The sequence below is a fragment of the Sphingobacterium sp. UBA3519 genome, assembly GCF_002377215.1.
Lineage (GTDB): Bacteria > Bacteroidota > Bacteroidia > Sphingobacteriales > Sphingobacteriaceae > Sphingobacterium > Sphingobacterium multivorum.
Window position 1 is genome coordinate 45,633 of sequence record NZ_DFPI01000019.1, and the last position, 16,013, is coordinate 61,645.

Sequence of the window (16,013 nt, forward strand, 5' to 3'; positions counted from 1 at the left end):
ATTTAATTTCATCAAAATTATGAAAAAAAAACAGGTGGGACAAAATCTCTCCTCAGGACAACTATTGTCACCTAAAATTAGGTATAACATGAAGATAGGATCCCTTGCTATTACAGGCGTATTGCTTTCTGTAAGTGCACTTGCGTTTCCCCAGCGGATAACGCTCAAAATGAAAAATGCACCATTGAAACATTTTTTGCAGTCGGTTCAGAAACAGACTGATGTGGCGCTGCTTTATCCAGAAAATTTATTATCCGGCAAACGGGTAGATATTGATATTGATAAAGAGGAGTTGCTGCCGGCCTTAAGGCAGGTTCTCCAGAAATTTAATTTAAATATTACGCAGGGAGTAGGACAGCTAACGGTGGTTCCGGGGAAAGGGCTGAACACTGCAAGTGAGGATAAACGGTCAGTCTCACAAGAAAAAATTGTTGTCAAAGGACGTATTTTTAACATGCAGGAACCACCACTTCCTTTGGCAGGTGTAACGGTGTCTGAAAAGGGGGGGATGGCCAAGAGCGTATCGGACAACGAAGGTTATTATTCGCTGGAGATAGTCAAAGGTAGCCGCCTGCAGTTTACTGCTGTGGGCTATCTTTCTAAAGAGGTGTTGGTGAATAAAGCCGAAGCAAACCTCACGGTATCACTCAAAGAGAACGTCTCTGATCTGGATGAAGTCGTAGTCGTGGGAATGACAGAAATGCAAAAAAAGCATATTGCTAGCTCCGTGGCTTCTTTGGATATCAAATCAAATATTGAAGGGAAACCTATTACTAATCTCTCGCAATCATTACAGGGGGGCGTAACAGGCCTTACGGTACAGCAGGGGTCTGGCTTGCCGGGCGGAGATGCCGCCAGTATCAAAATTCGGGGTATTTCTACCTTGAATAATTCGGATCCGTTGGTGCTTGTCGATGGTGTACCGATGGATATGAACCATATTGATCCCGTTACAGTAGAAAGTGTGACTATATTAAAAGATGCAGCGGCAGCGGCGATATATGGAGCGAGGGCAGCGAATGGAGTTATTTTGGTTACAACGAAACGTGGAAAAGCTGGACAGATCAATGTTTTGTATGACGGATATTATGGACAACAATCTCCAACAATCCTTCCGGAGTTTGTTGATGCGCCAACGTACATGCGCATGTATAATTATGCCCAGGTGGCATCAGGCGGACAAATACTTTATACGGATGAGCAGATCAGTAAAACCGAATCCGGTGAAGATCCCATCACTTATCCAAATACCAACTGGACGGATATCGTTATTGATGAAAATAGTCCCTTGACTTCGCACTCCTTGGCCGTCAGCGGAGGAAATGATGTTGCGCGTTTTGCGGTTACAGGAAATTACATGTACCAGAAAGGTATGTTGGCCCTCAATAAAATGGACCGTTTTAATATTCGGGCAAATACCTCGGTATCGCTTTCCAAGCGTTTTTTGATTAATCTGGATGTATTAGGTATCAGGCGGAATACTTTATACCCTAACAGGACCATAGACAACGGGGGCAGCAGAATACTGGACGATCTATATCGCCTGCCGCCAACGGTATTGCCTAAATATCCACAAGAGGAAGGCTGGCCAGCAATTTATGGTCGATACGCTGATATTGTCAATCCATTAGCTTATGAAGAGGTCGGCGGTACCATTGGTTATCAATATGACCAGGCAACAATCAATCTACAGCCAAAATGGTCTATTACTGACAATTTAAATTTACGGGGGCAGTTTAGTTACCGGCTGAATAGTGATGTGTATAAACAGAATAGAGATAATTTCTATTTCTTTGACTATTATACCAAGCAACTGGTGCAGACATGGGCGGTGCAGCGGAATGCTTATTCAGAGACAAGAAACACTTATTACTATCTGAGCGGTGCTCTAGACTACAACAAGACATTCAAAAAGCACAATATTTTTGCAATGGGTGGTTTTTCTGTCGAAAAATTTAATGATGGTTATTGGAAAGAATCATCCTTGGTATCCAGTTATGCCAAGGCAAATTATTCCTATGATAATCGTTACTTGGCCGAACTGTCGTTTCGTGCAGATGGCTCGTCCAAATTTGGTCCTGGAAAAAAATATGGTTTTTTCCCCTCATTAGCACTAGGCTGGAATCTGCATAATGAACGCTTTTTCCATGTGGATGCCATCAGCAACTTAAAGCTGAGAGCTTCCTATGGTCAGCTGGGCAATGAAAATATTGGCCTTTACCTCTATCAAAATCTGATTAACGCAACGAATGGATTGGAGTCTGTGTGGGGAAACCCCAATATTACCTGGGAAAAGGTGAATATTCTCGATTTGGGTTTGGATATGTCTATCTTTAAGAATAAACTTTCACTGACTTTTGATTATTATGATAAAAGGACAAATGATGTTCTCCTTAAACCTACTGTCGCTCCTTCAGGCGCTATTGGTTCTGCTCCTTTAAATGCGGGTAAGGTGAGCAATAAAGGCATGGAACTGTCGTTGAATTATAATGATAAGATCGGTGACGATTTTAGTTTTTCCATAAGACCGGGTATTTCTTATAATAAAAATAAAATTACGGAACTATTGGGTGGTCCATATTATTCGGGAATCTCCACGAATGAGGTTGGTTATGCTATTAAAAGCCATTACGGTTATGTAACCGACGGTATTTTGCAGTATGATGATTTTGCCGCGGACAAGAAAACTGCCCTGGTTCCGGCGCTCGCCGGTGAAGGTCCCGGAGATATCAAATACGTGGACTTAAATGGTGACGGAGTGATTGATGAGAATGATCAAAGAGTAATTGGAGACCCTACGCCTCGCGTCAATTATTTCAGCAATGTGAGTTTTAGTTATAAAAATTTTGATTTTGAATTCTTGTTGCAGGGAGCTGGCAACCACGATTATTCAGCTAATCTGGGGGGAAAATCTGCGGGGTATTTATGGCACCCGCTTAATTTAAGTGCATCGGGAGGGATTCCAACGACTTATCGGGCAGCCAATACATGGCGCGAAAATAATCAGGATGCTATCTATCCACGTTTGCTGGCAAATCCCGCAAACAATATCCTGCGTAGTGATTTTTGGTTGTTTAATGCCAAATATCTCCGTGTCAAATTTATTCAGGCGGGGTACCGATTTAATAATGCTAACTTGAATAAATATGGGATAAAAAATGCGCGTCTATATGTTAATACGCAAAACCCATTTCTCTTTACAAAGTTGAAAATGGCAGATCCCGAATCGCAAGGTGGATCTTGGACTTATGGTATGATGCGTATATTTTCTATTGGACTAACGGCTAATTTTTAAGAAAGATGAATACGATAAAAACGAAAATAAAAGTTTTTGGCCTACTGCTGATGGCCATGTTAAATAGCTCGTGCGAAAAATTCCTGACCGTTGACAGCCCTGACGGCGTGTCTGACGGGCAGTGGTGGAATACGGAGACGGATGGATATAATGCCTTGGCAACGGTGTATGCTGGAATCCCTGGGGGAAGTTCGGGCCGAAATATCATGTACTATGCAGGTCTTACCGATGAAGCAGTACAGCGGGGCGACTTCAAGGGCGAGTACGATGGTTTTACAAGGGGCTTGGCATCTAGTCGCTGGGGAGTGTCCAGTAGTTTGTGGGCAGATGATTATACCTGTATCCGTAGAGCCAATAGATTCTTGGAAAATATAGACGGAGCCTATATAGATGCCGAATTGAAAGAAAGAATGAAACTGGAGGCAAGGGCCCTGCGGGCTTACTATCATATGGAGTTGATGCTGGTTTTTGGAGATGTCCCTTTATTGACCAAATCTCTCACACCAACGGAAAATCAATCTTTTCGTACGCCGCAAAAAGAGGTATATGATTTTGTGGTCGCCGAGCTGCAAGACTGTGGAGCAAAGCTGCCGGCGACGTATGTAAATGCTGATCGGTGGCGCATGACCAAAGGTGTTTGTCTCTCCCTGCTATCTCGTCTGGGATTGTATTATAAGGATTTTGAACTGGCTAAAACTGCCGCAAAACAGGTAATTGACTCCAAAGTGTATAAACTCTGGATAAGCACAACAAACAAAAGTGATAGTTATTCAGAACTCTTCAGCTATGCTGGTGAGCTAAATGATGAACGGATATTTTTCAAAGAAAATGGCTGCTCTAATGCCTGGACATCTTTTGCACCTTTTGGAATTGGCGGCGAAACGTACCTCTCACCAACCAATACTGTTGTCAATAATTATGAGACGAAACAAGGGAAGACTATTCAGGAGCTTGGGCGTGACTCAACACTGATCTATCAGCAAAATCCAAATTATAAAAATAATAGGGATCCGCGCTTGTCAGCTTCCATATTTGTGCCGAATGATAAGTTTCAAAACCAATACGCGCTAGATCCATTTTACAATCCAACAGATAAAATAGGTGAGACCAAGTCGACAGCGACGGGGTATTGGATAAAAAAATACATTGATGCCAGAGATAGACAGGCCAAAAGCGGTAGTCTTGATTTTATGATCATCCGCTATGCGGAGATATTGCTCAACTATGCCGAAGCAATGATTGAAACCGGGCAATGGAATAACCCCGAAGCGCTGGCGGCGATTAATGAAGTGCGGGCAAGAGCTGCGATGCCGGCAGTGAATAGCGGTTTATATGGTACGCAGGTCAAAATGCGTGAATTGATCCGCCGTGAACGTCAGGCAGAAATGGCTTTCGAAGGAGGACGTTATTTTGATATCCGCCGTTGGGGCATCGATGAAGCAGTAATGAATGGAGAGGTCTTTGGGGCAACAAATCCCAAAACAGGAGAATTGGTAAGGGTACAGAATCGCACCTACAAAAGAAATAGGGAGGGGCTATGGCCAATTCCTGAGGTGGAAATGATTGCCAATCCAAATATGGTACAAAATCCAAATTATTAAATGTGTATTTACAGATGAAAAAGAAAATAAAGATAATCTTACTAAGCTTGCTTTTTCTGCAGACTGCTATAGTGTTACATGGTTGCCGCAAGACCTATAGTCCCGGTGATTGGAATCTGCTGCCGGCGAAAGAGCCGGAAAAACCGCAAGAAACGGATGATACACCGACAAAAAGTTTTAAGGTAATGTCCCTAAATATGAATGTAGGGACCTCGATCGCCAATTTTGATGTCATGGTAGAGCTAATCAAGGAATATGATCCTGATCTTTTGTTTTTGAGACAGGTTGATAGTGCGACTACCAGAGCTGGGAAAGTCGACCGGCCGGGCGCCATTGCTAAAGCATTGAATATGCAATCTTTCTTCAGAAAAAATATAGATTACCAAACTGGGGGATTCGGAAACGCAGTATTATCAAAATTTCCGATCAAGGATAAATTCAGTCAGTTGTTAAGTCGGGAAGAAGGGAATACGGCAGAGTTACGGAGCATGACGATGATTAAGGTCGAAATACAGGAAGGACATGAGTTGTACTTTGCGGGTACCGAACTTGATCCTTCTGTCGCCAATAACAGGGCGCTTCAGGTCGTTGATCTGCTCAATGCCACAGAGAAGCTTACCCAACCTGTGATTTTAGTAGGAAATCTGAATGAACAGGAATCGGCAAATGGCCCTGTGCTGTCTTATCTCAAAGGGGCTTTTACCTTTGGTTGCTTAGGCACTGGATGCCCTTGGAATGCTCCGAAAGATAAACCGACAGGCGTATTTGACTATATTACTTTTAAGGATGGTAATGAAAGGTTGCAATTGAGTAACTACGGTACATTCTCGAAATCTGCAAATACCTTTTTACCCATGACGGCAGAATTCAAATTAAAACTTCCAAAATAGATCATACAATGAAAAAGATTATTCTTGGAGCCTTGGCTCTTTTACAATTATTTAGCTGCAGCGGGGATGAGAACCCTGAGTTGCCGCTCGCAGCAAAGAAGAAGCTGGTTGCCATGACCTATAATATTCACCATGGAGCACCCGAAAATTCGGATGTCATCAATTTGTCGAATATTGCTACGGTGATAAAAAACAGCGGGGCTGAACTTATTGCCCTCCAGGAGGTGGATGTTAATGTGGGGCGCTCGGGCAACGTAAATCAAGCTGCAGAATTGGCAAAACTTTTGGGTATGGAATACTATTTTTCTAAATCTATTGATTACAATGGTGGGGAATATGGGGTCGCTATACTTAGCAAATATCCGTTGTCCAATAAGCGCCGGGAATTACTGCCCATGCCAACGGCTGGAGAGCAAAGAAGTATTGCTTTGGCTACGGTAACTTTGCCTAATGGCAAAAATATTGACTTTGCGGCCACTCATTTTGACCTCAACGTGCCCAATCGTTCAGCTCAGGCCGCGTATCTTAATGAGATGAGTGGTGACCTTAATAAGGAATTGTTTGTAGGGGGAGACTACAATGCAGAATCGACAACCGCTGAAATGCTTAAGTTACAGGAAGGCTTTAGGCTCTCTTGCATGAGTACCTGCCCGCTATCTTTTCCTGTACGCAATCCAGCTAAAGCAATAGATTTTGTGATATTTAATCCCAAAGCTGCAACAACATATACATTGGCATCAGCTGTAGCCCTGACTGGTCAATATGCTTCAGATCACTTGCCAGTAGTTGTAGTCTTTCAGTATGAATAAAAACTAGGTTACAGGACATTAAAGTTGAAAGCAAGATTGAAATGCTTAGGGAGGTAGAATTTACAATTGTTGAAATCTGCCAAAAGCTTGGTATGGCCAAGCCTGAGGTTGAGAAGTATTTCAAAGGAATAGAGAAACTGTAATAAAGTAGTTTGAAGTTTATATTTATTTAATTTATTGAAGCCATTTCCGAAAGGGAGTGGCTTTTGTAATTGGTAGCTGTTTTATGCGGCAAATCCTATTTAAGAATAAAAAAATGGCTTTTGTGGAAAATAATTGAAATTTTTGATCTCACGTCTAAGCCGTGTTCTAAGCCGATCCCTATTCTGTATATATGTCTAGAATATTCCTAGCAGTTGTTTTTAAGTCGTTAATTAAACTACTGGGTGCTATAACTTTCACATCATTTCCATACGATAGCAATTCCATAAAGAAATCGTGTGTGAGGAATAGTTTCAGTTTTACACGGACTTCATCATCGTTATCGATTAGCAGCATTTGTGATTCATGTAAGGGTAATGATTTGATATATTTCCCTTGCAAAGGGTTGAATGATAAGGTGACTTCCTCTGGTTTGTCACTATTCGGGCCTATAATACCGAAGCAGTATCTATAATGCTCGTTAACATCAAAATTTTTCGGAAATTCAAACTTCTTTTTCAATATTTCCAATTCGTTCAGTCGATCAAGTGCGAAACATTTGATTTTTTCGTTTTTAAGGTCCTTTGCCAATAGGTACCACCTGTTTCTAAATTCCTTCAAGGCATAGGGTTCAACATGACGGTCAGTCAATCCATCTTCCCAATATTTTTGATAGACAAACTTGATCTGGATATGATTTTTAATGGCATGCAATAAGCCGTAAAGATGCTCCGTACCCTGTGGCTTTCGCTTTCAAAGTGGATATAGTTCGATAATCTGTCCGTGAGGTTCAAGGCATTGAATATGTCGAAAGCTTCCAATATCCGTTCGTTCAACTCGGGTTGTTCTGCCTGGTCAATGTAATAAACCTTTTGGATAAAGTCGTATTGGATATCGATATTATAAATGGAGAAAATATCTTTTCTGTCCCGCTGAAATGTACGTATAGATACGTTAAAATCATATTCTTGTATCTCAGACTCTGTAGTGGCAGTTTACGCAGTACATCTTTCGATCGTGAAATATGAAAAATAAAAAAGGTTTTCAATCGGGGAGATGAAAACCTTTAAATAACCAATTATAAACCTAATAAGGTGTTGTAAATATAGGTTTTTTTATTGTTTTCGCAAAATTAATCTATTTTTATTTTGTTTTTTACTTGTTTTTCTTCTATTTCTTTTGTTTTTAATGTGTGATTTCTGTTTTTTTTCTTTTATTTTTCCGTTAATATCTGTTAATGTTATTTTTTTTGTTTTTATCGCTTATATTTTTGTGTAATAATGTATTTTTCAATTTTTATTTTGAAAAGTTATTGATTTTTGGTGTTGTTAGTGTCTTTTTTTATAGCGGGATCAATGCTCATGGGTGCTAAGCAAAGTGCATGGCCGTATTCTTCACTGTTTATTTAACCAATCTTTCTCAAAAAAAAACAAACGTTAGGCTTTCTTAGCAGTTATACTTTAATGAGAGACAAATTTTGAACGCAAAGAAAGAACAGCATGATAAACGAAACATTAATTCAACTTTCACAGAAATGGCCTTCATGGCTCTGGAATATTGCATTAATTCTATTTTCATTTTTAATTGGTTTCCTGATCAAACTGATTTTTATGCCGCTTTTACGCAGGCAGGCCATTCAGCAGGAGTCTTATAGCCTATTCCGTTCCTTTGTGAGGCGCTTTAACCGGGTGCTGAGTGTGTTTATCCCATTGATTGTTTTTAACAGCTTATTGCCGTTTGCCCAATTTAACGAACGGACGTTTCGCGTGGTCAGTAAAACTAATGAACTTTTGCTGGTCAGTTTTTTTGCCATCGTGCTGATACAGGGGATCAAGGTTTTTGAAGACTACCTCTACCATCGTTTTGATATCAACAAGGAAAATAACCTGCGGGAACGGAAGATCAGGACACAAATTGTTTTTATCCGAAAAGTGGTGGTCACTCTGATCATCGTAATTTCCTTGGCAATCATCCTACTCAGTTTTGATAGCATGCAGAAGATCGGCGCCGGCTTGCTCACAGGGGTGGGGGTTGGCGGAATTATCATCGGTTTTGCAGCACAGAAATCTTTAGGGAACCTGCTCGCCGGTTTTCAGATCGCTTTTACACAGCCTATTCGTATGGATGATGTATTGGTAGTCGAAGGGGAATGGGGTCGTGTAGAGGAAATCAATCTGACCTATGTTGTCGTCAATATCTGGGACAAACGCCGTTTGGTATTGCCCATTACATATTTTATTGAAAAACCTTTCCAGAATTGGACACGTACGACCTCTGAGATATTAGGTACTGTATTTATCTATACAGACTTTACCGTACCTGTGCAGCAATTGCGGGATAAACTCACGACCTTACTTACCGGGCATCCACTTTGGGACGGTCAGGTAAATGTACTTCAGGTGACAGACTTTAAAGAGCGTACCATGGAGATCCGATGCCTGATGAGCTGCCGTAATTCGGGCCAGGCTTTTGACCTACGCTGTTATATACGTGAACAGATGATTGCCTATATCCATACGAATTTCCCGGATGCATTAGCCAGAACACGGGTGGATTATCAGGAAGGTTCAGAAAAGAAATTGAATAACTAAGGAGCGATCGAAAATGATGGTCTGTTGAAAATGAGCGTAATTTGTTTAAGTTTGTCTAAAATGTTAGTTCTAGCGATATGCTAATTTTCTATATGGTGTTCTCGGGACTATTAATTGTACTGAGTGTATTACCCTTTATCCAGAGCCAGCATTGGATCTTTCGGGTAGCTGAATTTGTTAAACTGCAGCTGCTGGTGTTTCAGGTGCCGGCATTGGCAATAGGCTTTTACCTCGTGGGTAAAGATTCATGGATATGGTGGCTGCAGGGGGTGCAAATGGCTCTGATTGTTTATCATGCCTATATATTAATACGTTATACCAAATTTTGGCGACGGGAAAAATATGAAAAAGGTGAAAATGCATCCGATAGTATTAAAGTGATCTCCTGTAATGTGCTGCAATTCAATACGGCGTATAAGCGCTTCATTGACCTGATTCAGAAAGAAAAACCGCATGTTTTTTTGACCATGGAAAGCGATGCGGCATGGGAAAAAGCCTTACGTGTGCTGGAAAAGGATTATCCTAATTTTGAGAAGGTAACCTTGGACAATACCTATGGTATGCATTTTTATACTAACCTGAAGATCAAAAAATGTCAGGTACATTATTTTATAGCGGATGATATTCCGAGTATTGAAGCTGAGTTGGAAACCGCCGATGGACATCGTTTTATCTTTTTTGCCGTTCATCCGCCGCCGCCAAGCCCGACGGAAGAAGAAAATTCCAAAGAAAGGGATGGTGATCTGCTCAGTGTGGCCAAACGGGTTCGGGGTTATAAAATGCCAGTAGTTGTCACGGGAGATTTTAATAATGTGGCCTGGGCTAAATCTTCCCTTTTGTTCAAGAAAACAAGTAAATTGATCGATGCACGCATTGGCCGGGGCATTCTTTCTACCTTTCATGCCAAGTATTGGTTTTTTAGAGTGCCCTTGGATCTGTTGTTTCATAGTCCAACAGTATTTATCGATAAACTTTTTATTTATCCTTCTGTTGGATCGGATCATTTTCCAATGGGCTGTACCTTTTTTATCGACCGCTACTCCGAAGAGCAGGCGGAGGATATTGAGCACCTGGAGGAAGGTGATATGACCGATGTCAACGAGATGATTGCTGATGGAAAAGAGGAAGAAAGTGATAATCGTATGGCCTAATCGGGACTGCCGAAAAAAGCATTCCCAATTCTTTCCATATTTCAGACGGATGTTTGTGATATGGAAAACAATACACTTACTTTTCGATCCTTACGGGTATGTTTATTTATAGGTATCCTATCTTTTTCAGCTGCTGTTGCTGCCCCGGAAAATAAATCCCTGCCGGATAAAGTCCATCATGCCGAACCTTTATATAATGATCTTGTCCGTGATCTTGGTGCACGGAAAGGAGAGAAGGAATTTAATGTCGGCGCAGATATCAAAAGAACGCATGTGACTGATGACTATGGCTACCTTATGGAATATGAATTTGCGCCTATAGATCGGTTAGGATTGGAAGCAGAGACAGATTTTGTATATTCAAAAAGCCGCATGGCCAATGGATCCTCGAGCAATCAATTGGAAAGACTGCGCTTATCTTCGCAATATTCTTTTTATGTTTCTAAAAAACATGCGGCAACCTTAGCTGTTGGGTATACACAGGTCTTTGATTTTGTGAATGGCGCTACTGCTTTTAATCCATTTTTTATAGCCGCTAAAAACTGGCATAGCCATTGGCATGCGTTGGTCTATAAAGGGCCGGAATTGGGTTATCATTATGCTTCATCCAAAATGGGTATGATATGGCAGCTCAATACCTCATTTCATTACACCGTACCGCAGACAGACCATTTTATCGGTGTTGAGGTCAATCAGGAAATTTCTTCCGATGGGATACAAACGACGCTACATCCTTAGATTAAGTTAGGACTTAGTGATAAACTGGCTATCGGGATGGCTGTGGGATTGCCTGTTTCGGGTAAGGAGCATGCTGCGAGCTCGTTCTTTCGATTGATCTATCAGTTGTAAGAAATAGAAGTTACATTAGGATAGGGGGGGACAATGAGGTTTCTGGGAGATATTTCAATTTGGTAAAATAGACGATCTATTTTATTCTTTTAACAACATCTTGTTTATAGTATTAATTTATATTTTTTATATTTGACAGTCCATTTAAATTGAACTTAACCTAAAGTGTTTATAAAAGTTTTAAAATTGTTACTTGTATTAAGCACTTCCTTCGCCATGCTTTTTATGAAGGAGGTTATGGCGTCCAATTACTATCAGGTTCAAATCGTACCTGGTGTAGATCTCTATCACAAAAATATTGAATCGGTCTCAAAGGACTATCAGGGTTTTATCTGGTTTATTGCGGGTAACTTGCTGTACCGTTACGATGGTATTTCGGTCAAGCCATTCACAGAACTGTATTTGGGGCCGCTGCATTTTACGGAAGTAAATAATCTGCTGACCGACTGTCAGGGCAGATTGTGGCTTGAAACGAGAAATGGCTTGTTGATTTTCGATATAAAAAACTGGAAATTTATCCAAGATAAGGATTGGGTAAAAGAACTCTTGGGAGAACAGATTTTAGCGATGTTTGACCAAAATAAAAAACAATATGTCGCGACAAAAAATGGGGTGCTCTGGGAAATCAACAAAACTGGAAAAAAGAAACTGTTAAGATTTCCGCCCACAAGCAATGAATTGCGACGGCCTGTGGGAAGGCGCTTGATTGCCGACGGCCGCCAGCTATGGTTTGCCTATAATAAGTTGCTCTATCAAATAGATCTCCTAACAGGCAAGATAAAAAAAAATGAAATACCTAAAGATATTTATCAACAATTGGATGATATTTTCATCCTAAGAGATGGTTTGTTGCTACGGAATTATGGACTGGGCTATGTAACTTTCGATGGGAAAAAATTCAAAAAGGCAAATCCAAAAGCCTTGTCGTTAGGTGATATGTGTGATTGGGCACATTGGTCATTTACCGAAGATAATAAAGTTATTTTTCTTTTTCAGGATGGTCGATATTTTGAATATGATGCTAATTTGCAGTTGACACCGTTGTTTGCGGGGCAGCACTATATCAGCAAAGATCTGCTGAAAAGTAAATTGAATCAGCTTAGTTTTAAAAATGGAGAGGTACTGTGTGCTACCGAAAGAGGTTTATATAGTGTCCTCAAAACAAATTTTGCTATCGAATACTGGAATACGGGGACAGCAAGGGCTATTCTGAAACAAAAGGACATCTATTATATTGGCGGATATACTCCATTAAAATCTTTCCGGCTAAATTCTCCCCTTATTGAAGAAAAAGCTCCTCTGAATAATTACTATGCATTCTTGCCAGTGAATCAAGATACTACATTAATAGGCTTGGAAGGAGAATTTCTCGGCTTGCTGATAAAGGGCAGATTTAAGCGTGCTCCTTACAAAAAGAAAATTGAGGTTAAAGAAGAACTATCGACCTTGGTATTCAGCTTATGTCATTATAAAGACAGGCAGTATCTAGTAGGCACGTATAGCGGAATCTGGATATATGATCTGAAAACACATGATGTATTCCCTTTGAAAGATAATGGTGGACATATTGTCGGAGCAGGACAAAAAATAAACGCCTTAAAAATGAGAAATAAGGTGGCTACCTTTTCTTCTGAAAATGGTTATTATGAATTTGAAGCCGGAGCGGTCAAGAAAGTATATCCTTATAGCGCCGAGAAACTCAATGTCTTTACACACAATTTCCACCAAGGGAAAATTTTTCTGGCAACTAAAGGGAAGGGATTAATAGTGATTGATCTCGAGAGAAAGAAAGCGGTATCTTATACAACCAAGAATGGATTAGCAAGCAACGTCATCTTTACCATGGAGTGGGTCGATGACAACTTGTTCCTAGGTACTTTTAGTGGACTGACAGTCTGGGACACTAAAAACTTTTATAATGCTTATAGCTCCAATGGCCTTCCATTTGAAGAATTCAATCAGGCTTCTGTATATTATGATGTACAGTATGGGAAGATATTTTTAGGAGGAATACTGGGCTGTATTGCTATTGATCCAAAAAAAATTTTACAACGTCTTAAGGAGCAACATGTCCCGGCTCCGATAGTGGCTTCCATTGCTGTTGCAAATAGTGCTGGAAATGTACTCCGATACTACACTCCCTCCATTGATGCGGATACAATTTTGCTTAGCAAGCAAGCCTTTTCAATCAATCTTGACATTGCAAAAATTGACGCATATAAGTATAATTATAACACCTACTACCGGATATATCCATTATTCAAGGAATTTCAGGAACTTAAAACATCCGGAAAAATCAATCTGTCGAATTTAAAAACTGGGGAATATGAGATCGAAATAAAAACAGTCAGCAGCAATGGGTTGTCCGAAATGTCCAAAAAATGGCTGTTCTACAAAAGTCCTAGATTCTATGAAACCCAGCTTTTTTATGTCCTTTTGACGTTAGCTGTCGGCATACTTATTTACGTGATCACTATTTTGAAATCTTCACAGCGCAAGCGGGATAAGATTTTGCGGCAGGAACTGTCACGTGATCTACATGATGAGGTGGGTGGGTTATTGACGGGCATCAGTATGCAGGCAGAATTATTTCCCATGCAGGCGAAAAATAGTTTGATGACTGTGTCTCTCGATAAAATCACAGCATATAGCCGTGAGGCTGTGCAGACCATGGACGATATCATTTGGGCAATAGATTCCCGAAATAACAAACAGGGGAACTTGGAGGATCGGATGAAGTTTTTGGCCGCACAGATTTTTGCTGAACAGCAGATAAAAGTAAATTTCGAAATCGATATACCTGTTCCCCGAGATTTGCCGCAATATATCCGTCATAATGTTTACCTTATTTTCAAGGAGGCTTTGCATAATGTCTGTAAACATAACCGTTTCGCGGCTGTCAATATTGGACTAAAAATATACCATCATGTACTTGAACTCGAAATTGCAAATACCATGGACAGGATGAACGAAGTTGAGGTTGACTGGAAGAAGCTCAGAAAGGGGCAGGGCATCGGAAATATGGAGCGTCGCGCTGAAGCAATTGGGGCTAAACTGACAGTTGGGCAGGTTTTGAATGTCTATAAAGTTCACTTGGTTATAAAGTTTAGCTTTAAAGAGCGTATACTTAAATTTTTCTAATCAATATATGTACCTGAGTATACAATTTTGGATAAGCATTGGCTTTGCGATGATGGGAATGTTGCTATGCCTGTCGGGAATATTTATGCATGTATTTCTGTATGGAAAAAATAAAAATATCAGTCATCTTTTGCTAGGTATTGGCGTTGCGCCACTGATTTGGCATGTGCTTATATACAGTATGATCTACACGCGAGAAATCCAATATTATCCACAGATGTATAATAAAGGAATCCCTTTTTATTATCTAGTAGCGCCTTGTTTTTACTTTTACGTCAGGTTGAAAATAGACCCAGCCAGGCCAATTGGTAAGTACTGGATGGTGCATATAATACCTTTTTGTTTAGGTATGATTGATATTGTCCCTTATGCACTAGCTTCTTCAGAGGAAAAAAATAAATTGCTGCAACTGTTGGTGAAAGATATCCCCACCGGATTTAAGCATCGTTATGGTTATGTTGATCAGCAGTTTCACTATATTTTGCGTTTCTTACTGGCCGTATTTTACGTGATAGGGCAATGGCGTATACTTTATCTCGCTGAAGGGATCGGAAACAAGCTTAAAAATAGGGTTTTATTGTTTAATGTGATTTATACGACCTATCTGCTCTTGCAATGCAGTATGGTAGTGGCTATTGTTTTTAATAACCAACAGGAAGCTTATATACTTAAAAGTCTCGATAAATTAATCTGGGTTAGTTTTAGCTTTTTGTTATTTAGTGTATGGTTTTTTGCTGATGCCGTGAATAAAGTTAGATCAGCATGGAGGCATAACCTGTAAATTAATCTTTTGTTCTATATGCAGACTACAAAATATAAACTTGTTATTGTTGAAGATCGAGCTCCTGTCTTGGATTCATTGAAAAGCTACTTTGAGCAAGCTGCTGATTTTGAGCTTGTTGCTGTAGCTCAGGACTGGGCTGAACTGACCTCCTCGTCATGGTCGCCAGAATCTCTGGATTTATTACTCTGTGATATTGGTCTCCCCCAAAAAAATGGCATTGAGGTTACTTGGTATGTGAAACGCAAATTCCCCCAGATCCAGATTGTCATGTTTACGGTATTTGATGATAAAGAGCATGTTTTTCAGGCACTATGTGCCGGAGCATCCGGGTATTTACTTAAAAACACTCCTTTGTCGCAAATGGGTCAGCTACTTATTGATGTGATGAGCGGCGGCTCAGTCATGAGCCCGCAGGTGGCTAGACTGGTAATCGCGCATTTCAATCCGGTTATTAATGCTAAGCATGAACATCGTCTGATGGAAACGCTAACTCCCCGTGAAATTGAAGTTTTATCGCTTCTACAGCAAGGTTATAGTTATAAAAAAGTGGCAGAAAGTGCATTTATCAGTGTTGATACTGTCAAATTTCACATACGGAATATTTATGGTAAGCTACAGGTCAATAGCAGATCGGAACTGATCCTGAAATATAAGAATCCACTATAAACTCTCTTAAGTAGTACGTTCATTGAGCGCTGATCCGTCTGGCTAAGTTTTCAGCTTTACATGCAATCTCTGCATATTTTTATCAAAACCACCCT

At 40.3% G+C, this 16,013-nt stretch carries 10 protein-coding genes and 1 pseudogene; 10 read left to right on the forward strand and 1 reads right to left on the reverse strand.

The window, feature by feature from the left end; translation table 11 throughout:
• The first annotated feature begins 88 nt into the window (after positions 1–88).
• From B3297_RS09630 to B3297_RS09645, 4 genes are read left to right on the forward strand one after another with little or no spacing between them, the layout of a single operon-like run.
• Positions 89–3,295, forward strand: coding sequence for a SusC/RagA family TonB-linked outer membrane protein (locus B3297_RS09630; RefSeq protein WP_286778834.1), 3,207 nt, complete (start codon positions 89–91; stop codon positions 3,293–3,295).
• Positions 3,296–3,300: 5 nt separating this feature from the next.
• Complete coding sequence (locus tag B3297_RS09635) at positions 3,301–4,896, forward strand: RagB/SusD family nutrient uptake outer membrane protein (protein WP_286766778.1); 1,596 nt, start codon at positions 3,301–3,303, stop codon at positions 4,894–4,896.
• A gap of 14 nt (positions 4,897–4,910) precedes the next feature.
• Positions 4,911–5,786: an endonuclease/exonuclease/phosphatase family protein gene (locus tag B3297_RS09640; RefSeq protein ID WP_286766779.1), complete on the forward strand. Its 876-nt coding sequence runs from the start codon at positions 4,911–4,913 to the stop codon at positions 5,784–5,786.
• Positions 5,787–5,794: 8 nt separating this feature from the next.
• Positions 5,795–6,595, forward strand: coding sequence for an endonuclease/exonuclease/phosphatase family protein (locus B3297_RS09645; protein WP_286766780.1), 801 nt, complete (start codon positions 5,795–5,797; stop codon positions 6,593–6,595).
• 321 nt (positions 6,596–6,916) lie between these two features.
• Here the strand turns inward: B3297_RS09645 and B3297_RS09650 are convergent.
• A pseudogene (locus tag B3297_RS09650) lies at positions 6,917–7,453 on the reverse strand (helix-turn-helix transcriptional regulator); the annotation flags it as partial.
• Between the two features lie 782 nt (positions 7,454–8,235).
• Here B3297_RS09650 and B3297_RS09655 point away from each other — a divergent pair.
• The 6 genes from B3297_RS09655 (at position 8,236) to B3297_RS09680 (ending at position 15,918) form a co-directional block, all read left to right on the forward strand.
• Entirely contained in the window at positions 8,236–9,327 is a 1,092-nt protein-coding gene (locus B3297_RS09655) for a mechanosensitive ion channel family protein (protein WP_286766781.1), read from the forward strand.
• A 77-nt stretch (positions 9,328–9,404) separates the two neighbouring features.
• Entirely contained in the window at positions 9,405–10,478 is a 1,074-nt protein-coding gene (locus B3297_RS09660) for an endonuclease/exonuclease/phosphatase family protein (protein WP_286778835.1), read from the forward strand.
• 60 nt (positions 10,479–10,538) lie between these two features.
• Complete coding sequence (locus B3297_RS09665; protein WP_286778836.1) at positions 10,539–11,216, forward strand: HAEPLYID family protein; 678 nt, start codon at positions 10,539–10,541, stop codon at positions 11,214–11,216.
• A gap of 297 nt (positions 11,217–11,513) precedes the next feature.
• Positions 11,514–14,468: a sensor histidine kinase gene (locus B3297_RS09670; RefSeq protein WP_286778837.1), complete on the forward strand. Its 2,955-nt coding sequence runs from the start codon at positions 11,514–11,516 to the stop codon at positions 14,466–14,468.
• A 7-nt stretch (positions 14,469–14,475) separates the two neighbouring features.
• On the forward strand, positions 14,476–15,249 hold the full coding sequence (locus B3297_RS09675) for a hypothetical protein (protein WP_286778838.1): 774 nt from the start codon (positions 14,476–14,478) through the stop codon (positions 15,247–15,249).
• 18 nt (positions 15,250–15,267) lie between these two features.
• A complete protein-coding gene (locus B3297_RS09680) occupies positions 15,268–15,918 on the forward strand; it encodes a response regulator (RefSeq protein ID WP_286778839.1) in 651 nt (216 codons plus the stop codon).
• Positions 15,919–16,013: the final 95 nt, after the last annotated feature.